Raw genomic sequence first — 19,134 nt, forward strand, 5'->3', positions numbered from 1 at the left:
GCGGGACCGCCATTGTTAAGCAATGACATATTTTCACGTCAAGATTTAGGTGTTTGAGCGCCCGCTGGCCGATAATGCCGCGTTTCAGAACGCTCGCGATCCGTCCGGAGTCATTTTTCATGCAACTGCTGGAAAGCTTTTTCAAGCTCAAGGAGCACGGCACCACGGTGAAAACCGAGGTCATCGCCGGCTTCACCACCTTCCTGACCATGGCCTACATCGTGCTGGTCAATCCGCTGATCCTGTCCTCCACCGGCATGGACCTGAACGCGGTGTTCGTCGCCACCTGCCTGGCCGCCGCGCTCGGCACCGCCATCATGGGCCTGGTGGCCAACTACCCGATCGCGCTGGCGCCGGGCATGGGCCTGAACGCCTACTTCACCTTCAGCGTGGTCAAGGGCATGGGCCTGTCGTGGGAGACCGCGCTGGGCGCGGTGTTCATCTCCGGCATCGTATTCCTGGCGGTCAGCCTGTTCAAGGTGCGCGAGGCCATCGTCAACGCCATTCCGCAGTCGCTGAAGTTCGCCATCTCGGCCGGCGTCGGCATGTTCCTCGCCATCATCGCGCTGAAGAACGCCGGCGTGATCGCCGCGCATCCGGCCACCTACCTGACGCTGGGCGACATCCACAACCCGACCACCCTGCTGGCCATCCTGGGATTCTTCCTGATCGTGGCGCTGGAATACCGCAAGGTCCCGGGTTCCATCATCATCGGCATCCTGGTGGTGACCGTGCTGTCGATCGCGTTCGGCCTGTCGCCGTTCAAGGGCATCGTCGCCCCGGTGCCCAGCATGGCGCCCACCTTCATGGCGATGGACATCAAGGGCGCGCTCAACGCCGGCCTGATCGGCGTGATCTTCGTGTTCTTCTTCGTCGACCTGTTCGACACCACCGGCACCCTGGTCGGCGTGTCGCACCGCGCCGGCCTGTTGGACAAGGACGGCAAGCTGCCGCGCCTGAAGCGCGCGCTGATGGCCGACTCCATCGCCATCACCGCCGGCGCCGTGATGGGCACCTCGTCCACCACCGCCTACATTGAATCCGCGGCCGGCACCGCCGTCGGCGGCCGCACCGGCCTGACCGCGATGGTGGTGGCGCTGCTGTTCCTGGCCGCGCTGTGGCTGTCGCCGCTGGCCGCCACCGTGCCGCCCTACGCCACCGCGCCGGCGCTGTGCTACGTCGCCGTGCTGATGGCCAGGGGCCTCGCCGAAATCGAATGGAACGACCTGACGGAATCGGCCCCGGCGGTGATGACCGCGCTGGCGATGCCTTTCACCTTCTCCATCGCGGACGGCATCGCTTTCGGCTTCATCAGCTACGCCGTGATCAAGATCCTGGCCGGCCGCTTCTCCGACCTGCGTCCGGCGGTGCTGATCATCGCCCTGCTGTGGATCTTCAAGCTGGCGTTCTTCCACTAAAAGCACAATAATCCCTTCATCCGACGGCCTGCCCGCTACGCGCAGGCCGTCGTCGCGAACCGTGTCAGTCGGCACAGTCTCTTGATTTCGAAGTACAATAGGCCCATGGAAAACCTCAGCAATCTCGACTACTCCAGCTACCTGAAGGGCTGGATCCGCACCGTGCCCAACTGGCCGCAGCAAGGCGTGATGTTCCGCGACATCACGCCGCTGCTGCAAAACCCGAAAACCTTCCGCATGCTGATCGACATCTACGTCCATCGCTACATGATGGAAAAGGTGGACCTGGTGGCGGGCCTGGACGCGCGCGGCTTCATCATCGGCTCGGTGCTGGCCTATGAGCTGAATGTCGGCTTCGTGCCCATCCGCAAGAAAGGCAAGCTGCCTTTCACCACGGTGGAAGAGGAATACGAGCTGGAATACGGCAACGCCGCGGTGGAAATGCACACCGACGCCTGCAAGCCGGGCGACCGCGTGATCCTGATCGACGACCTGGTGGCCACCGGCGGCACCATGATGGCCGGCTACAAGCTGCTCAAGCGCATGGGCGCCGACGTGCTGGAAGCCGCGGCCATCATCGAACTGCCGGAACTGGGCGGCGGCCAGCTGGTTCGCGATGGCGGCCTGGACCTGTTCACGGTCTGCAGCTACGAAGGCCACTGAGCGCGGCAGGCAAATCCGCGCGCGCATGCTGACAACGGAGCCGACGGCTCCGTTTTTTCATGCCGAAACGAAAAAGGCCCGGCCTAGGGCCGGGCAAAGGGACACGGAGTCATACCGTAATCAGTCGCGCTCGAGCGACACCTTCACCGCCGAGCCGTTGACCCTCAGCTTCAGCGGCGCGCCCGGGGTATTGGCCCAGTCGCCGCTGACCTTGCTGGCCTGTCCGCTCACCTGGTAATCCAGCTTGGCCTGGCGGCCGGCGCTGAAGTCGAGGTTCACCATCTGCCCCTTGACGTCGACGCTGGCCGCCGGCTGGGCGCCGCGAAGCTTGACCTCCGCCTTCACCGCCTGGCCGTCCAGCGTCATGCCGCGGGCGCTGCCGTCGAAGGCCAGGTTTACCGCCTGCCCTTGCGCCTTCAGCTCCTCCACGCTGGCCCTGACCTCGGCCTTGACCGCGTCGCCGTGCATCGACACCGCGCCGTAAGCGCCTTTCAGCTCCACCTTCAGCGCCTGGCCGCGCAGCTGCACCGCGGCGAACTGCCCGTTCAGATCGCCGTCGAAAGCCTTCAGATCCACGCCCACCTGCTTGCCGGGCTTGACGTTGCCGCTGACCTCCAGCTTGCAGCGCTCGCCGGCCGGCCTGTTCAGCTTGACCTGGAAAGTCAGGTCCTTCCCCATCCGGGTGACGGTCACCTTGCAGTCGGCGTCCGACCAGTTCCGCTTTTCCAGATTCAGCTTGTACGGTTTGGAGGCGTCGGCGCTCAGATCCAGCTTCAGGGCGTCGCCGCTGAAATTCAGCCTGTCGATGCCATTGACGTCCTCGGCCTGCGCGGCCGCGCTGATCAGCAGAAGCAAGCCGCAGCCTATCTTGACGATGCTCATTCACGGTTCTCCTCGGATGCGCTCAGTTCAGGAACAGCCAATAGACGGACAAAGTGGCTGCCAGCGCGAACGCCAGCGCCAGGCCATGCTCGGCCACTCGGGCCGGGCCGCGCCGGCGGGAAAACCCGGCGGCCAGTTCGCGGGTATCGGCCAGGATCGCCAGCAGCCGGCTTTCGCTGGCGCGGTCGGCCACCGCGCCACGGATATAACCACGGTAGTCGCGGAGGAGTTTCCGCAATTCGGCTTCCGGCAATTCGACCAGGGTCAGTTGCAGTTGTTGCAGGCAGGCATCGTTCTTCATGATCCATACTCCATTGCGAAGTTTAAGATTCAGGCCTCGGCGTTTTCGCCGACCTTGCCGGAAACCAGCTCAATCTGATATTTCACATAGGCGACCAGCGCGCGCCAGGTCAGCCGGGTCAGCCACACGCAGAACACCAGCCCCAGCGAACCGCCCAGCAGCAGCAGCAATCCCACCACCAGCGCGCTCATCCCTACCGACAAACCAGGCAGCGCATCGATCTGGATATGGTCCATGCCGTCTTTCAGCTCGATGCTGCGCTCTGAAATCTCCAGCGTGCTGTCGCCGTCCTTCAGCGAGATGCTGCCGCTCGGACCGCTGGCCACCAGTTTCAGCACGGTTCCGCCAGCAGAGGAGGCGTCCACGCGCACCAGGCGGCTGCCGTCGTCGACCCTGGCGGTGAACACGTCCCCGCTTTCCTCCTTCAGCTTCAGCTCGCGAATCGCGCCGCCGTCGATGCTGACCTCGTCGTCGCGGATCCGGACCAGCTGGCGCACCGCAGGCTGGCTGGCGTCCACCGTCAGCTTGTCGTCCGACCTGGACACCAGCAGCGGCTCTCCCTGCCGGGTTCTGAGCTCGAAGCGGTCGCCATCGTCCGGCCTCAGCACCAGCAATCCGTTGTCGATCCAGACCTGTTCGGCGTGGTCGCTCCTGTCGCTGCGCCAGGCCATTTCGGCGCCGTTGTCGCCGTAGCGGCCGATATACCAGCCGGAACCGTCGCTGGTGAACTGCGGCCAGCCGAACAGGCTGTGGCTGCCCCAGGCCAGCACCACCGTCAAGCCCGCCATCAAAAAGCCGATCGACGCGATGTAGCCGACGGTCAGGAACAGCAGATAGACCAGGAAGGGAATCGCCAGAACAAAGTTCAATACGCCCAGGCCGGCGATCGACATCACCACCCGCGACAGGTTGGCGAAGGAGCGATGCTCCTGCCATTGCCGGTAATGGGTTTGCGCCTTCAATTCCCGCGCCAGCTTCTGCGGGCTGCCCAGCGCCTCCACCACCTCGGCCTCGTCGCGGCCGTCGGCCAGCGCGTCGTTGAAATACTCGTCGTAGTCGGCGAGGATTTCGCGCGCCGCCTCCGGCCTCAGGCCGGACAGCGCGTGTTCCAGCTGCTTCAGGAATTCCTTGCGTGTCATTGCTGCGCTCCCTCTTTCGTTGCCGCCGGTCCGCCCCGCAGCACGTTTTCCACTTCGGCCACAAATTCCTGCCATTCCTGCCGCATCGTTTCCAGTTCCCGCCTGCCGGTTTCCGTCAGCTTGTAGTACTTGCGGGATGGCCCGGACGACGACTCCACCAGGTAGGTGCTCACCCACGATTCGTTCTGCAGCCTGCGCATCAGCGGGTAGATGGTGCCTTCGCTGATGTCCATGCCCTGCGACAGCTTGCTGACCAGCTCGTAGGCGTAACTGTCGGCTTGCGACAGCACCGCCAGCACGCACATGTCCAGCGTGCCTTTTTTCAATTGTGTCTTCATTGTTGCCTTCCTCACCGACTGGCAATGCACGATACCTTGCATTACAAGGAACTTCGGTAAACTGCCTCATCCGGATGTCTGAGTGAACTGTATGACAAGATACCTTGTATCGCAAGGTATCTTTCATTGCTCTGTTCAATGCGGATGGGAATGCGTCTTTTCCGCCACAGCGGGCTATTGACATGCTGCATTGCAAAACCCGCTTTTCCGGTCATACTTCAGCCATGCATTTGTCTTCCCCAATGGCATTTCCAGACGGCAATCCAAGATGGAGAAACAAGCAATGGCCCAATCCCGAAATCCCTCGATCGCGCTGGTGCTGGGCGGCGGCGCGCCCAACGCCACGCTGATGGCGGGCGCCCTGGTGGCGCTGACTGAAGCCGGCGTCAAATTCGACATCATTTCCGCGTCCGGCGCCGGCGCCATCGTCGGTTTGCTGTACGCGGCCCCGCGCCAGGGCGATGCGCTGGCCGCGCTGTCCCGGCTGGCCGACATGGGCGTGTCCGACTCGATCTACAGCCTGTTCCCGGTCAATTTCAAGGTGTTCAACAAGCCGGGCGCGCTGGCCGACGCGTGGCGCGCGCTGCTGTCCCGCAACCCCTTCCTGCAGGCGATACAGCAACAGGCCGACGACAGCCCGGCTCACCGGCTGTTCGCCGACTGGACCTCGCTGGCGCTGGCCGCGCTATGCCCCAGCGGCCTCACCTCCGACAGCCAGGGGCTGTGCGCGCACGTGCCCTTCATCGAACAGGTGGTGGATTTCTCCAAGCTGCAGTCCTTGCCCGGCGAGTTCTACCTGAACGCCTACAACATCAGCCGCGGCGAGATGCGTTGCTGGGACAAGCGTGAAATCACCCACGAGCATTTCCTCGCGGCGCTGTCCTTCCCCTTCATCTACCCGCCTTACAAGCTGGAAGACGGCTATTACATCGAAGGCGCGGCGATAGACACGCTGAACTTCAAGCGCCTGTTCGAGCTGCATCCGCACATCGACTACACCATCGTGTTCGACGTGCTGGGCAGCGACAAGCTGCTGCACCCGCCGCGCAACCTGTACGACGCCTGGGTGCAGTCCATCATCGCGCCGCTGACCGAGATCGCCCGCGACGACCTGCGGCTGTTCCAGGCGCTGCACAACCGCGACGAGAACGGCCAGCCGCGCACCGAGGTGCTGAAGATAGACTTCGACGCGCACATCCGCCGGGAAGGATTCCGCGAGGAGCTGGACTGGTCGTTCTCCAATCTGTCCCGGCTATACGACGCCGGCTACCGCGCGGGCCAGGACACCGCGCGGCGCTACGCGCGCGAGCTGGGCCTGAAGGCGCCGCTGCAGATGACTGCGTAGTTGCAACGATTCCGGCCAGCCGGCCGGACGGCTAATCTGAATATCCGCCACACTCAAGCAAGGAGACCGGCCATGGCGTTCCCCACCGCAGTCAACGACCAGATCACCGATGCCGTCGCGCAGGGCAATCTCAAAACGCCGGGCGCCGAGTCCGCGCCGGACCGCGACGGCCTGCCCCCCGACCCTGCCGAACTGGAGGAGCTGATCCGCCAGCTCAAGACGGAATGATCCTGCCGGCGTCCGCATGCGAAAAGGGCTGCCCCAGGCAGCCCTTTCTCTCGGCTCGGATTTCCGCGCCCGTTCAATACCACTCGATGCCCTGCTTCTCGGTGGAGATGATGGTGCCGGCTTCGCCCTTGACGATCTTCTCGATGTCTTCCAGCGCGCCGATCACCGCCTTCTTGCCGGTCAGGCGGGCGAACTCGCAGGCGGCCTCCACTTTCGGCCCCATGGAGCCGGCGGCGAAGCCCAGCTTGTCCATCTCGTCCGGATGGGCCTGGCGGATGGCCTTGGCCTCGGGCGTGCCCCAGCCGACGAACACGGTCTTCACGTCGGTGGCGATCACGAAGTAGTCGGCCTCGATCTCGCGCGCCAGCAGCGCGGAAGCCAAATCCTTGTCGATCACCGCCTCCACGCCGACCAGCTTGTCGCCCTGGTACATGGTGGGGATGCCGCCGCCGCCGGCCGCGATCACCACCGCGCCCTTCTCGATCAGCCACTTGATCGGGCGCATCTCGAAAATGCGCTTCGGCTTCGGACTCGGCACCACGCGGCGGTAGTACTGGCCGTCGGCCTTCACTGTCCAGCCTTTTTCCGCGGCCAGCTTCTCGGCCTCTTCCTTGCTGTAGACCGGGCCGACGAACTTGGTCGGGTTCTTGAACGCCGGATCGTTGGCGTCCACCTCGGTCTGGGTCAGGATGGTGGCGAACGGCACCTCGAACGGCAGCACGTTGCCCAGCTCCTGCTCGACCATGTAGCCGATCATGCCCTCGGTCTGCGCGCCCAGCACGTCCAGCGGATACGGCGTCACCTTGTCGTCCACGTGGCGGGCGTAGGCATCGTTCTGCAGCCCCAGCAGGCCCACTTGCGGACCGTTGCCGTGGCACATCACCAGGTTGTGGCCCAGCCGGGTCACGGCGGCCAGTTGTTCGGCGGCCACTCTGACGTTGGCGCGCTGATTGTCGGCGGTCATGGCCTCGCCACGACGCTGCAGGGCGTTGCCGCCCAAAGCTACGACGACTCGCATAATGCTTCCTTCCTCATTCTTCTGACCACGCCGGCCAAGGCTTCCGGTCAGGAGTCCTTGGCCGGCCGGTATTCGATCAGGCCGGCTTGCCGGCCCCATGCAACCCCAATCGCAAAGCGTCTGAAACCAGGCGCTTGGCCCGCGGGCTCAATCGCCCAGGGTGGATACTAGGATGGCCTTGATGGTGTGCATGCGGTTCTCGGCCTGCTCGAAGGCGATGCAAGCCTCGGACTCGAACACGTCCTCGGTCACCTCGATGCCGTTGGCCAGTTCCGGATACTGGGCGGAGATTTCCTTGCCCACCTTGGTTTCGCTGTTGTGGAAGGCCGGCAGGCAGTGCATGAACTTCACCTGCGGATTGCCGGAGGCGGCCATCAGCGCGCTGTTGACCTGGTACGGCTTCAGCAGACGGATGCGCTCGGCCCACACTTCGGCCGGCTCGCCCATGGACACCCATACGTCGGTGTGGATGAAGTCGGTGCCCTTGACGGCTTCCTTCGGATCTTCGGTCAGCGTGATGCGGGCGCCGGTGCGCTTGGCGATCTCGCGGCACTCGGCCACCAGCTCGTCGGTCGGCCACAGGTGCTTCGGCGCGCCGATGCGCACGTCCATGCCCAGCTTGGAGCCGATCACCAGCAGGGAGTTGCCCATATTGTTGCGGGCGTCGCCGAGGTAGGTGTAGCTGATCTGGGAGATCGGCTTGTCGCTGTGCTCCCACATGGTCAGCACGTCGGCCAGCATCTGGGTCGGGTGGTATTCGTCGGTCAGCCCGTTGTACACCGGCACGCCGGCGTAGGCGGCCAACTCATGCTCGACCATGTCCTGGCTGTAGCCGCGGTATTCGATGGCGTCGTACATCCGGCCCAACACGCGGGCGGTGTCCTTCATCGATTCCTTGTGGCCGATCTGCGAGCCGGACGGCCCGATGTAGGACACGTTGGCGCCCTGGTCGAAGCAGGCCACCTCGAACGCGCAGCGGGTGCGGGTGGAGGTCTTTTCGAAGATCAGGGCGACGTTCTTGCCCTTCAGGTGCTGCTGTTCGGTGCCGCTGTACTTGGCGCGCTTCAGATCGCGGGACAGGTCCAGCAGGTAACGGATTTCACGCGGGGTGAAGTCCAGCATTTTCAGGAAGTTACGGTTGCGCAGATTGAAAGCCATGATATTGCTCCTGATTAGAGTCTGGGCAAGCGGGCCGTCGTCCCCGGGGGAAGCGGCGGTCAACCTGTCTTTTTGCAAACAAACTAGAACTAGATACGGATTCTCAGCCCCGGCCGGACTCGCCGGCCGGGAAATACAGCCTTACACCTTCACTTCGTCGCGGATGATCGGGCAGGTCATGCAGTGGCCGCCGCCGCGGCCGCGGCCCAGTTCGGACGCCGGGATCTCGATCACTTCCACGCCGTGCTCGCGCATCAGGCGGTTGGTGTAGGTGTTGCGGTCGTAGGCCACCACCACGCGGCGATCCAGCGCCACCACGTTGTTGCCGTCGTCCCACTGCTCGCGTTCGCGCTGGTAGGCGTCGCCGCCGGTCTGGATCACGCGGATTTCCTTGAGATTCAGCGCCTCGCGCACCACGTCCACCAGCTTCACGCCCTCGTGGCGCTCGAAGCGGATTTCGCCTTCGCGGTCGCCGGCGTACATGCTGGTGCAGGTGATTTCGTCCACCACGTCCGGGAATACCGACAACAGATCGATGTCGAGGAAGCTGAACACGGTGTCCAGGTGCATCGCCGCGCGGGACTTGGGCATCTGGCAGGCGATCACGCGCTTGGCGCCGCCCTCGCGGTGCAGCACGCGCTTGGCCACTTGCACCACGGCCTGCGGGCTGGTGCGCTCGCCCATGCCGATCAGCACCACGCCGTTGCCGATAGGCATCACGTCGCCGCCTTCCAGCGTGGCCGGGCCGTGATCGGTGTCGCAGCCGCCCCACCAGATGTTCACCTTGCCGGCGAAATACGGGTGGAACTGGTAGATCGATTGCAGGATCAGCGTTTCCTGGCGGCGGGCCGGCCAATACATCGGGTTCAGCGTCACGCCCTCGTAGATCCAGCAGGACGGGTCGCGCTGGAACAGGCTGTTCGGGATCGGGGGCAGCACGAAGTCGGAACGGTCCAGATAGCCGCCGAACAGGCCTTTCGGGTCGAACGGCAGCTCGAACTTGGCGATGCCGCCCACCAGGTGGTCGGCCAGCTGCGACGACGGCATTTCGTTCAGCCAGCTGCGCAGGTCGGACAGCATGCCGATGCCCACGTTGTCGGCCTTGACCTTGCGGTCCAGGATCCAGTTGCGGGCGGCCTTGTCGTCCAGCACCTTGGCCAGCGCGTCATGCACCTCGATCACCTCGATGCCGCGGGCGCGCATCTGTTCGACCATGTAGGCGTGGTCCTTCTGCGCGCGCTCCACCCAGATCACGTCGTCGAACAGCAGGTCATGGCAATTGTCGGGGGTCAGGCGCTTGTGGGCGAGGCCGGGACGGCACACCATCACGGTGCGCAACTTGCCGCATTCAGAATGAACACCAAACTTGGTCATAACGCTACTCCTTGAGTCTTGTCTGACTTCGGGGGCGGGCATCCGCCCCCACTGGTTTCAAAATCTTTCGCTTACAGGCCGATCTGACCGGTGGCCAGCATGTAGACCGCGATCACCGCCAGCACCACCACGATGGCGGCCAGCACGGCTTCGATCAGGTTGAACGGTTTCTGGCCCTGCTCCTTCTTGGCCCACAGGTAGAACAGCAGGCCGGGGGCGTACAGCACCATGGACAGGAACAGGTACTTGGGTCCGGCGGCGTAGATCAGCCACGCGCCGTAAACGGTGGCCAGGATGGCGGTGCCCAGCTCCTTGCCGCGGGCCTCGCCTTGGGCATAGCCCTCGCCGCGTTGCGCCACCAGCCAGGAGTAGCCGGCGCACAGCAGGTAGGGGATCAGGATCATCGAGGTGGCCAGCGACAGCAGCGCCAGGTAGCCAGCCGAGCTCTTCAACGTGATCAGCAGGAACAGCTGGATCAGGCCGTTGGTCAGCCACAGCGAGGCGGCCGGGGTGTCGTTGCCGTTGACGGTGCCGAACACCTTGGGCATCACGCCGTCCTTGCCGGCGAGGTAGGGCGCTTCGGCGGCCAGCAGGGTCCAGGCCAAGAGCGCGCCGCCGACGGAGATCACCAGGCCCGCGTTCATCAGGTTGGCGCCGAAGGTGCCGAAGGCTTTCTGCAGCACGTAGGCGGTAGACGGGTTCTTCAGCGCGGCCAGCTCAGCCTGGGTCATCACGCCCAGCGACAGCACCGACACGGCGACCAGCAGCGCGATGGTCAGCAGGAAGCCGATCACGGTGGCCTTGCCCACGTCCTTCATGCTCTCGGCGCGGCCGGAGAACATCGACGCGCCCTCGATGCCGATGAACACCCATACCGTCACCAGCATGGTGCTCTTCACCTGGTCGACGATGGAGCCGAGCTTGGCGCTGCCCCAGAAGTCCAGGCTGAAGGTATCCACCTTGAAGGCGAACACGATCAGCGCGATGAACAGCGCGAGCGGCACCAGCTTGGCGATGGTGGTGATGGTGTTGATGAAGGCCGCGCCGTGCACGCCGCGCAGCACCAGGAAGTGCAGGGCCCACAGCAGCACCGAGGCGCAGGCGATGGCGATCGGCGTGTTGCCGTCGCCGAAGGCCGGCACCCAGAAGCCCAGCGCCGAGAACATCACGACGAAATAGGAAACGTTGCCGATCCAGGCCGAAATCCAGTAACCCCAGGCCGAGTTGAAGCCCATGTAGTCGCCGAAACCGGCCTTGGCGTAACCGTACACGCCGCCGGACACTTCAGGCTTGCGCGAGGCAAGCATCTGGAACACGAAGGCCAGCGCCAGCATGCCGACGAAGGTGATCGCCCAACCGATCAGGATCGCGCCAGCGCCGGCGCCCGCCGCCATGTTCTGCGGCAACGAGAAGATGCCGCCACCTATCATGGAGCCGACGACCAGCGCCGTCAGCGCGCCCAGCTTCAGCCTGGGCGATCCGCCCTCGGCCACGCCGGCTTGGGTTGCAGTTTCAGTAGACATTTTCATTCTCCAATCTGGGATGTAAACCGAGCATTACATTATTAAATTCTTATCATCTGAAATTATGGTATACGCCGGAAAACAAGGCTTTCCAGCGGTGACGATAGCTAGATTGATTTGCGTCAAGCGGGTCGGCCGGCCAATCCGGCGACTTCAATGGAATGCGACCAAGGCTTGCATTAAGGCGTCATGGCCGCCCGGTCCCGGAAGATGAAAACCGCGCGCCCGCAGCCGCCCGCCCTACCCTGATCCGCCGATGCGACCGTATCGCCGCGCATCGGCGCCGTTGCCGGACACGTCATGGCCGGCGGCTCTTAAGCATAGGAAAGGAAATGCGGAGGGACAGTCCGAAGCCAGGCTGATCTGACGTAGAACAAAATCCGGCGGGCGCAAAAAAAAAACGGATACGGCCCACCACCGTATCCGCCAACACACACATCAAGAGGAAATGCCAAAAACGACAGGGGTAATCCTTACTTGCCGGGCTTGTTGATGTTCCGGAAAATCACCCACAAAGCCCCGCACGCCACCAAGGTGGCGACCACGATAGTCATCAGGCTCAGACGGCCGACATCGTCGGACAACAGCAGGGTCAGCAACTCCATGGTTTCCTCCTCACCGGCATGCGGCTCCGTTAACTTGCCAACGACATAATAACCACTCTGATACTAGTGGAATTGACCCAGGTCAAACCGCTCGCCCCGGCCTTTTGACGCAGGACAAACAAAAAGCCCCCGGCGATTGCCGGGGGCTTTTTCATATACAGATCAGCAGCTTGTGTATTTACTTGCCGCCGCCCATGTCCTTGGCCAGGAAGAAGGCGTCGGAGAAGAACTCGTCCTCGGGCAGGCCGCGTTCGCGGATGAAGGTGCCGTGCGCCGCCTCCACCATCACCGGCGCGCCGCAGGCGTACACTTGGTGGCCGGACAGATCGGCGAAGTCTTCCAGCACCGCCTGGTGGACGAACCCGGTGCGGCCGGTCCAGCCGTCTTCCGGCAGCGCCTCGGACAACACCGGGATGTAACGGATGTTCGGATGCGCGGCCGCCCAGCCTTCGGCCAGTTCCGACATATAGAGGTCGGCCTTGGTGCGGGCGCCCCAGTAGAACTGCATCGGCCGCGTGATGCCGTGGTGGATGGCATGCTCGATGATGCCCTTGACCGGCGCGAAGCCGGTGCCGCTGGCGATCAGCACGATGGGCTTGTCCGACTCTTCGCGCAGGAAGAAGGAACCCATCGGCCCCTTGAAGCGCATGATCTCGCGTTCCTTCATCTGGTGGAACACGTACTCGGAGAAGGAGCCGCCGGGCTGATGGCGGATGTGCAGCTCGAGGAAGGCATCGTCATGCGGCGCGTTGGCGATCGAGAAACTGCGCTTCTTGCCGTCCTTCATCAGGATATCGATGTACTGGCCGGCGCGGAACTGCAAGCGCTCGGACACCGGCAGCTTCAGCTTCAGCACCGCCACGTCATGGATCTTGTCGATCTTTTCCACCCGGCACGGCAGCGTCTTGATCTGGATGTCGCCGACGCCCGTCACTTCCCGGGCCTCGATGCTCACATCGCCCTTGGGCCGGGAACAGCAGAACAGCGCCATGCCCTGAGCGCGCTCGGCCGCGGACAGCGCCTTCTCCTGGAAGCCGTCCTGGCTCACTTCCCCTTCCAGCACCTTGCCCTTGCAAGCGCCGCAGGCGCCGTCGCGGCAGCCGTAAGGCAGGCCCACGCCCTGGCGCAGCGCGGCTTCAAGAATGGTTTCATGCGCTTCGACACCGAATGTATGCCCGCTGGGGAGCACCTTCACCTGGCAAGTCATAATCGTTTCTCAATCCCGAATTCTGGCTAAAATGCCACCATGCGTACTTTGCTCATCATCGGCGCCGGCGATGTCGCGCGGCGCGCCCTTCCGCTGCTGCTCCGGCATTGGCGGGTATTGGCCCTGTGCCGGACCGAAGCCTCCGCCGCCCGCTGGCGCGCGCTGGGCGCCGTGCCCCTGATCGGCGATCTCGACGACTCCGGCAGCCTGGAGCGGCTAGCCGGCCTGGCCGACGCCGCGCTGCTGACCGCCCCGCCCCCGGCCCATGGCCGGACAGACCCGAGAATGCGCAAGTTGTTGTACGCGCTGGCAAAAGCCGACAGCATACCACAGCAATTGATCTACATCAGCACCAGCGGCGTGTACGGCGACGCCGGCGGCGGCCTGCTGGACGAAGCCGCGGCGATTCGTCCGCGCAACGAACGCGCGCAGCGCCGCGCCGACGCCGAAGCCCAGCTGCGCCGTTTCGCCTGCCGGCGCCGCTGCGCGCTGACCATACTGCGCGCGCCCGGCATCTACGCCGACGAGAGGCTGCCGCTGTCGCGCTTTGCCAGCGGCGCGCCGCTGATCATCGACGCCGAGGACAGCTGGAGCAACCACATCCATGCCGACGATCTGGCCCAGCTATGCGTAGCGGCCTTGCGCCGCCGGCGCGGCATCCGCGTCTACAACGCCTGCGACGATAGGCCGATGCCGGTCGGCCAGTGGTACGCGGCGCTTGGGGAAACGCTTGGCCTGTCCATGCCGCCGCGGCTGCCTCGGGCGGAGGTCAAGGCTCGCGTCGCGCCGTCGCAATGGTCGTTCCTGGCCGAATCCCGCCGCCTGGACAACAGCAGGATGCGGCGCGAGCTGGACGTCCGGCTGCGCTGGCCCAGCGTGCTCGACTACCTGGCCGCGCTGCGGCGGGACGAGGGCCGGCGGTCGGCAATACTCGCAAGCTACGCCGAGATTCGGTAACATCGCGGTTTTTTTGAGTTTTCAGCAGGCCAGCAAAATGGAAAATCCGGCTTTCAAACGCGCGATCCGCAGCTTTGTGCTGCGCCAGGGCCATCTGTCCGCAGGCCAGCAGCGGGCGATGGACGAAGGCATGCCCAAGTGGGGCATAGAGTACCGTCCGGAAACGATGGATCTGGAACAGGTCTTCGGCCGCGCCGCGCCCAAGATCCTGGAAATCGGCTTCGGCATGGGCGGCGCCACCGCCGAGATCGCCGCCGCCAACCCGGACAATGACTATCTGGGCATCGAGGTGCACGGCCCCGGCGTCGGCAATCTGTGCAAGCTGATCGCGGAAAAAGAGCTGACCAATCTGCGGCTGATGCGCCACGACGCGGTGGAAGTGCTGGACAATATGCTGGCCGACGGCAGCCTGGACGGCGTGCACATTTTCTTCCCGGATCCGTGGCACAAGAAACGCCACAACAAGCGCCGGCTGATCCAGGCGCCGCTGGTGGAAAAGCTGGCCAAGAAGCTGAAGCCGGGCGGCTACTTCCACGCCGCCACCGACTGGGAAGACTACGCGATCCAGATCCTGGAAGTGCTGAACGGCAACGCCGATCTGGAAAACACCGCCGACGGCTACGCGCCGCGCCCGGACTACCGCCCGCTGACCAAGTTCGAAGCCCGCGGCATCAAGCTGGGCCATGGCGTGTGGGATGTGATCTTCCGCCGCAAGTAAGCGATCCGCTCTGCAGCCACGGCCCGCTCGCGCGGGCCGTTTTTCTTTCACCTCGCCAGCAGCGCCTTGATGTCGTCTACCAGCTCGTGCGGCTCCACCGCCGGCTCGTAGCGCTTCACCACCCGGCCGCGGCCATCGACCAGGAACTTGGTGAAGTTCCACTTGATCGGATGCGGACGGTCTGAATCGGCCTGGGTCAACCAGCGCCACAAGGGATGCGCGCCGTCTCCGTTCACCTGCAGCTTGGCGAACAGCGGGAAGGACACGCCGAAACGGCTGCGGCAGAAATCGACGATCTCGTCCTCGCCACCCGGCTCCTGGCCGCCGAACTGGTTGCAGGGAAAACCGAGCACGACGAAAGCCTGGCCGGCGAAATAGTCCTGCAATTCCTGCAGTCCCGCGTATTGCCGGGTATAGCCGCACTCGCTGGCGGTGTTCACCAGCAAGGCCACCCTGCCCTCATAGGCCGAGAGCGCCTGTTCGGCGCCGTCGGCCCGCTGCGCGCTAAAATCGTAGAGCGTGGTCATGGCAAGCTCCCTCCCGTATAATGCCGCTGCCCGGAATGGCAGCCGCCTGCGACCCAGATCCTCTTGCAGAGCAAGCCCGTCCCGGGCGCGCCAGCAATCGCCCGAGGTCTTTATCGATGTTGTTCAACCCCAGCCGCCAGGACGCGCGCCGCTTCTTCTTCGACACCTGGCAGAAATCCAAATCCAGCCAGCCCTTGTCCGACCTGGAACAAATCGTCCTCTCCATTCTTATAGACCACCCTGAGTATCATCCCATCCTGGAAAACCCGGAGGCCTTCATGGAGCAGGAATGGACGCCGGACATGGGCGAGACCAATCCCTTCCTGCACCTGGGCCTGCACGTGGCGATCGCGGAACAGCGCTCCATCGACCAGCCCTTCGGCATCCGCGCGCTGTACGCGCAGCTGGCGCTGCGCCACGGCGACGAACACCGCGCCCAGCACGAGATCATGGAATGCCTGGGCGAGATGATCTGGCACGCTCAGCGCTACGGCGGCGGACCGGACGTCAACCGCTACATCAGCTGCGTGCGCGGCAAGCTGGGCATGGGCGAAGAGGATGCGCCGCGAATCAATCCAAACGACGTCGACGGCTAAACGCGGCGAGCGGACAAAAAGACACCGTGGCAGGAGGACTGTCCACGGTGTAACAAGCGGGGCAGCTCAGGCCGGCGAACCGACCGAGCCATTTAAAAGTAGCTCAACCTGTAAGATACATCAAATTCTTTTTCAATAAAAACAATAAAATCATAGCCAACATGACAGCGGCGGCTTGTTTTCCTGCAAAGGATGACAGGCATCACCACAAAAACACTAATTTCTGATTAAATTAAACGGTTTACTTTCCGTCCATCGACGAACGCCTCGATGTTGGCGACCAGCTGCGCGGCGAGCCGGCGCATCGCTTCGCCGCTGGCCCAGCCCACGTGCGGCGTGACGATCAGGTTGGGCAGGCGCGCCTTAAGCAGAGGGTTATCCGGCGACGGCGGCTCGCTGCTCAGCACGTCGAAACCGGCCCCGCCCAGCTGTCCGTATTTCAGCGCCGCCACCAGATCGGCCTCATCCACCAGGCCTCCGCGCGCGGTATTGATCAGGATGGCTCCTGGCTTCATCGCCATCAGCTCAGGCTGGGCGATCATGCCGCGGGTCTCCTCGGTCAGCGGGCAATGCAACGACACCACGTCGGCCCGGGCCAGCGCCTCGTCGAACGGCACCCGCTCCTCCCTGACCCGGGTCGCGCCCTTGCGTTCGGCGAACAGCACCTCCATGCCGAAGGCGCGCGCCATCTGCGCCAGCCGTCCGCCTATCCCCCCGCTGCCGACAATGGCCAGCGTCGCGCCGCGCACTTCGCGTATCGGCGCGCCGAAATGGCAGAACTGCCGCGACTGGCTCCACACGCCGGCGGCGACGTCGCGCTGGTAGGCGGGCAGATTCTTCATCAGCGCCATCATCAGCATAAACGCGTGCTCGGCCACCGTGTGATCGCCGTAATGGCGGATATTGCATACCGCGACGCCGCGTTCGCGGCAGGCATCCAGATCGACGTGGTTGTAGCCGGTGGCGGCGATGGCGACCAGCCTGAGTTCGGGCAGTGCGGCGATGGCCTCGCGGGACAGCGGCACCTTGTTGCTGATCACGATGTCGGCGCCGGCCGCATGGGCTGCGAGCTGCTCGGAGGCGGTCGCCGGATATTCGCGGTAATGAACCGGGAAGCCAAAAACGGGAACCGGGACAGGCAAGCTGTCCCGGTCCAGAAATACGACGTTATGAGTCATTGCGTGGCGGTCATCGCTCGAAGGTGATCAGATCCCGATAAGCATGCCAGCTGGCCAGCGCCAGCACCGGCATGATGATGATCAGGCCCAGGTAATAGGTGGCGAAGCCCACCACCGTCATCGCGACTATGATAGCGGCCCAGACGCCCATCGTCAGCAGGTTGCGGTACACCGCCTGCACGCTGGCGATCATCGCGGTGATGGTGTCCACCTCCTTGTCCAGCAGCAGCGGGATGGCCACCACGCTGACCGAAAACACCAGCTGGGCGAACAGAAAGCCGACGGCGAAGTAGGCGATCAGGAATTCCAGGTTGTCCGGATTGAACGCGTCGGCGACGATCTCGTTCAGATTGGGCAGCGCCGCCGTATCGTAAAACAGCGCGAACATCAGCAGCGACACGCGGAACCAGCCGAACACCAGCACCGCCAGCAGCACCGCGTACAGGCTGAAGCCCGGCATGTTGACGCGCCAGGCGGCCATGCTGTGCAGCAGCTTAACTCGTCCGTGTCCGTCGAAGGCCTCCATCTGCTTGGCGATGTCGTACAGGCCGATCGCCAGGAAGGGGCCGGCCAGCAGGAAGATGGTGGTGAACGTGATCACCAGTTCCGGCGCCTGATCGACATAGGCGCCCAGCAGATAGCCCATCAGGACGAAGACCGCGCCGTAGAACAGGCAGTCGGCCGGCGCCTTCTGGAAATCTCGGAATCCCCTTTTCAGCCACAGCAGCGGCTGTCGCAGCTCCACCTTGCGCGCCACCGGGCGCACGGGCGGAACATCGCGGTGAGTGACATCCATGGCACACCCCCTTGCATCGCGTGGAAAATAGAGACGAACGCTCTGATTTTCGTTATATGCCACACAGGGGAAAACACAAATCGGCCGGCCGGCTGCTACAATCGCGCGGTCAACACCCTACCCGTGGAAGGAAATACCATGAGCGAACTGATCATCGAAGAATTGCAGGTCGGCGAAGGCGCCGAAGCCGTCACCGGCCAGGAAGTCACCGTCCATTACACCGGCTGGCTGACCGATGGCACCAAGTTCGACTCCAGCAAGGACCGCATGCAGCCGTTCAGCTTCCCGCTGGGCGCCGGCTACGTGATCAAGGGCTGGGACCAGGGCGTGCAGGGCATGAAGGTGGGCGGCAAGCGCAAGCTGACCATCCCGTCCGAGCTGGGTTACGGCGCGCGCGGCGCAGGCGGCGTGATTCCGCCGCACGCGACGCTGGTGTTCGAAGTGGAGCTGCTGCAGGTAGGCTGATCCGCCCTGACGGCAAAAAGGCCATCCGCAAGGATGGCCTTTTCATTTGCATTGCCGGATGCTTATTTCTTCGCGCAGGACATGCGGCGGCGTTTGAGCCAGACGAAGCCGACCACCAGCAGCAGCACCGCCACCACGGTCAGGATCCCCGCTTGGCCGCGGTGCACCATCGTCATCAGCCAGTCGCGGTTCGCCGCGCCATAATAGCCAAGATAGACCCAGACCGGCACCGAGATCAGCGCGGCGAAGCCATCCATGATCAGGAAGCGCCAATAGGACACGCGCCGGGTCATGCCGGCGGTGATGAAGATCGGGGAACGCAGGCCTGGCAGGAAACGGGCGACGAACAGCACCCAGTTGCCGTATTTCTCGAACTTCTCCTGCACCGCCTCGAAGCGTTCCTGGGTCAGGATGCGGGCGATGGGCTTGAAGCGCAGCACCTTGTGGCCGAAGATCCGCCCGGCCAGAAACATGATGCCGTCGCCGACCAGCACGCCGGCCATGCCGACCACGAACATGTAATGCACATTGGCGTAGCCCAGGCCAGAAATCACGCCGCCGGCCACCAGGGTGATGTCCTCGGGAATCGGCACCCCGAAACCGCAAACCAGCAACACCGCGAACACAGCCACGTAGCCGTAGCCAGCGAAAAAATCGAGAAGTATCTGCAGAGTATCCATCTAGTATTCCGTCCGCCG

Annotated in this window: 22 protein-coding genes; 8 read left to right on the forward strand and 14 right to left on the reverse strand. The window is 63.9% G+C overall.

What is annotated here, in order from left to right; translation table 11 throughout:
- The first annotated feature begins 119 nt into the window (after positions 1–119).
- Together CV_RS18665 and CV_RS18670 are read left to right on the forward strand one after the other, a co-directional pair.
- The gene (locus CV_RS18665; RefSeq protein WP_011137318.1) at positions 120–1,418 is read left to right on the forward strand and encodes an NCS2 family permease; all 1,299 of its coding nucleotides are present in this window, start codon (positions 120–122) and stop codon (positions 1,416–1,418) included.
- A 105-nt stretch (positions 1,419–1,523) separates the two neighbouring features.
- Entirely contained in the window at positions 1,524–2,081 is a 558-nt protein-coding gene (locus CV_RS18670) for an adenine phosphoribosyltransferase (RefSeq protein WP_021478751.1), read from the forward strand.
- A gap of 120 nt (positions 2,082–2,201) precedes the next feature.
- On the opposite strand, the gene CV_RS18675 is transcribed toward CV_RS18670, so the two are convergent.
- The 4 genes from CV_RS18675 to CV_RS18695 are packed head-to-tail and all read right to left on the reverse strand — an operon-like array spanning position 2,202 to position 4,741.
- A complete protein-coding gene (locus CV_RS18675) occupies positions 2,202–2,963 on the reverse strand; it encodes a hypothetical protein (RefSeq protein WP_011137320.1) in 762 nt (253 codons plus the stop codon).
- 22 nt (positions 2,964–2,985) lie between these two features.
- Entirely contained in the window at positions 2,986–3,264 is a 279-nt protein-coding gene (locus CV_RS18680; RefSeq protein ID WP_011137321.1) for a hypothetical protein, read from the reverse strand.
- Between the two features lie 29 nt (positions 3,265–3,293).
- Positions 3,294–4,403, reverse strand: coding sequence for a DUF1700 domain-containing protein (locus CV_RS22365; RefSeq protein WP_011137322.1), 1,110 nt, complete (start codon positions 4,401–4,403; stop codon positions 3,294–3,296).
- The gene (locus tag CV_RS18695) at positions 4,400–4,741 is read right to left on the reverse strand and encodes a PadR family transcriptional regulator (protein ID WP_043596705.1); all 342 of its coding nucleotides are present in this window, start codon (positions 4,739–4,741) and stop codon (positions 4,400–4,402) included. The genes CV_RS22365 and CV_RS18695 overlap by 4 nt, the downstream gene beginning before the upstream one ends.
- A 283-nt stretch (positions 4,742–5,024) precedes the next feature.
- Here CV_RS18695 and CV_RS18700 point away from each other — a divergent pair, with 283 nt between their 5' ends.
- Complete coding sequence (locus tag CV_RS18700) at positions 5,025–6,086, forward strand: patatin-like phospholipase family protein (protein WP_011137325.1); 1,062 nt, start codon at positions 5,025–5,027, stop codon at positions 6,084–6,086.
- 72 nt (positions 6,087–6,158) lie between these two features.
- Positions 6,159–6,314 (forward strand): hypothetical protein, encoded by a 156-nt coding sequence (locus CV_RS23860; RefSeq protein ID WP_011137326.1) that lies wholly within the window; start codon positions 6,159–6,161, stop codon positions 6,312–6,314.
- Between the two features lie 73 nt (positions 6,315–6,387).
- Here the strand turns inward: CV_RS23860 and arcC are convergent, their stop codons facing one another.
- From arcC to CV_RS18725, 6 genes are all read right to left on the reverse strand, one after another.
- On the reverse strand, positions 6,388–7,332 hold the full coding sequence (gene arcC, locus CV_RS18705) for a carbamate kinase (RefSeq protein WP_011137327.1): 945 nt from the start codon (positions 7,330–7,332) through the stop codon (positions 6,388–6,390).
- 147 nt (positions 7,333–7,479) lie between these two features.
- On the reverse strand, positions 7,480–8,490 hold the full coding sequence (locus CV_RS18710; RefSeq protein WP_011137328.1) for an ornithine carbamoyltransferase: 1,011 nt from the start codon (positions 8,488–8,490) through the stop codon (positions 7,480–7,482).
- 141 nt (positions 8,491–8,631) lie between these two features.
- Complete coding sequence (locus CV_RS18715; RefSeq protein WP_011137329.1) at positions 8,632–9,864, reverse strand: arginine deiminase; 1,233 nt, start codon at positions 9,862–9,864, stop codon at positions 8,632–8,634.
- Positions 9,865–9,935: 71 nt separating this feature from the next.
- On the reverse strand, positions 9,936–11,387 hold the full coding sequence (arcD, locus tag CV_RS18720; protein ID WP_043596707.1) for an arginine-ornithine antiporter: 1,452 nt from the start codon (positions 11,385–11,387) through the stop codon (positions 9,936–9,938).
- 473 nt (positions 11,388–11,860) lie between these two features.
- Positions 11,861–11,992 (reverse strand): DUF3149 domain-containing protein, encoded by a 132-nt coding sequence (locus CV_RS23680; RefSeq protein WP_099973774.1) that lies wholly within the window; start codon positions 11,990–11,992, stop codon positions 11,861–11,863.
- Between the two features lie 178 nt (positions 11,993–12,170).
- Positions 12,171–13,199: a CDP-6-deoxy-delta-3,4-glucoseen reductase gene (locus CV_RS18725; RefSeq protein ID WP_011137331.1), complete on the reverse strand. Its 1,029-nt coding sequence runs from the start codon at positions 13,197–13,199 to the stop codon at positions 12,171–12,173.
- A 39-nt stretch (positions 13,200–13,238) separates the two neighbouring features.
- Here CV_RS18725 and CV_RS18730 point away from each other — a divergent pair, with 39 nt between their 5' ends.
- Entirely contained in the window at positions 13,239–14,156 is a 918-nt protein-coding gene (locus CV_RS18730) for an SDR family oxidoreductase (RefSeq protein ID WP_011137332.1), read from the forward strand.
- A 37-nt stretch (positions 14,157–14,193) separates the two neighbouring features.
- A complete protein-coding gene (trmB, locus tag CV_RS18735; protein ID WP_011137333.1) occupies positions 14,194–14,874 on the forward strand; it encodes a tRNA (guanosine(46)-N7)-methyltransferase TrmB in 681 nt (226 codons plus the stop codon).
- A gap of 47 nt (positions 14,875–14,921) precedes the next feature.
- Here the strand turns inward: trmB and CV_RS18740 are convergent, their stop codons facing one another.
- Positions 14,922–15,401 (reverse strand): glutathione peroxidase, encoded by a 480-nt coding sequence (locus CV_RS18740; RefSeq protein ID WP_011137334.1) that lies wholly within the window; start codon positions 15,399–15,401, stop codon positions 14,922–14,924.
- Positions 15,402–15,517: 116 nt separating this feature from the next.
- Between CV_RS18740 and CV_RS18745 the strand changes: the two genes are divergently transcribed.
- Positions 15,518–15,997, forward strand: coding sequence for a DUF1841 family protein (locus CV_RS18745; protein WP_011137335.1), 480 nt, complete (start codon positions 15,518–15,520; stop codon positions 15,995–15,997).
- A 227-nt stretch (positions 15,998–16,224) separates the two neighbouring features.
- Here the strand turns inward: CV_RS18745 and CV_RS18750 are convergent, their stop codons facing one another.
- Complete coding sequence (locus CV_RS18750) at positions 16,225–17,175, reverse strand: D-2-hydroxyacid dehydrogenase (protein ID WP_011137336.1); 951 nt, start codon at positions 17,173–17,175, stop codon at positions 16,225–16,227.
- Between the two features lie 10 nt (positions 17,176–17,185).
- On the reverse strand, positions 17,186–17,971 hold the full coding sequence (locus CV_RS18755; protein WP_011137337.1) for a DUF2189 domain-containing protein: 786 nt from the start codon (positions 17,969–17,971) through the stop codon (positions 17,186–17,188).
- A 138-nt stretch (positions 17,972–18,109) separates the two neighbouring features.
- Here CV_RS18755 and CV_RS18760 point away from each other — a divergent pair, with 138 nt between their 5' ends.
- Positions 18,110–18,436: an FKBP-type peptidyl-prolyl cis-trans isomerase gene (locus CV_RS18760; protein WP_011137338.1), complete on the forward strand. Its 327-nt coding sequence runs from the start codon at positions 18,110–18,112 to the stop codon at positions 18,434–18,436.
- Between the two features lie 62 nt (positions 18,437–18,498).
- On the opposite strand, the gene CV_RS18765 is transcribed toward CV_RS18760, so the two are convergent.
- A complete protein-coding gene (locus CV_RS18765) occupies positions 18,499–19,116 on the reverse strand; it encodes a DedA family protein (RefSeq protein ID WP_011137339.1) in 618 nt (205 codons plus the stop codon).
- Positions 19,117–19,134: the final 18 nt, after the last annotated feature.

The organism is Chromobacterium violaceum ATCC 12472, assembly GCF_000007705.1.
Taxonomy (GTDB): domain Bacteria; phylum Pseudomonadota; class Gammaproteobacteria; order Burkholderiales; family Chromobacteriaceae; genus Chromobacterium; species Chromobacterium violaceum.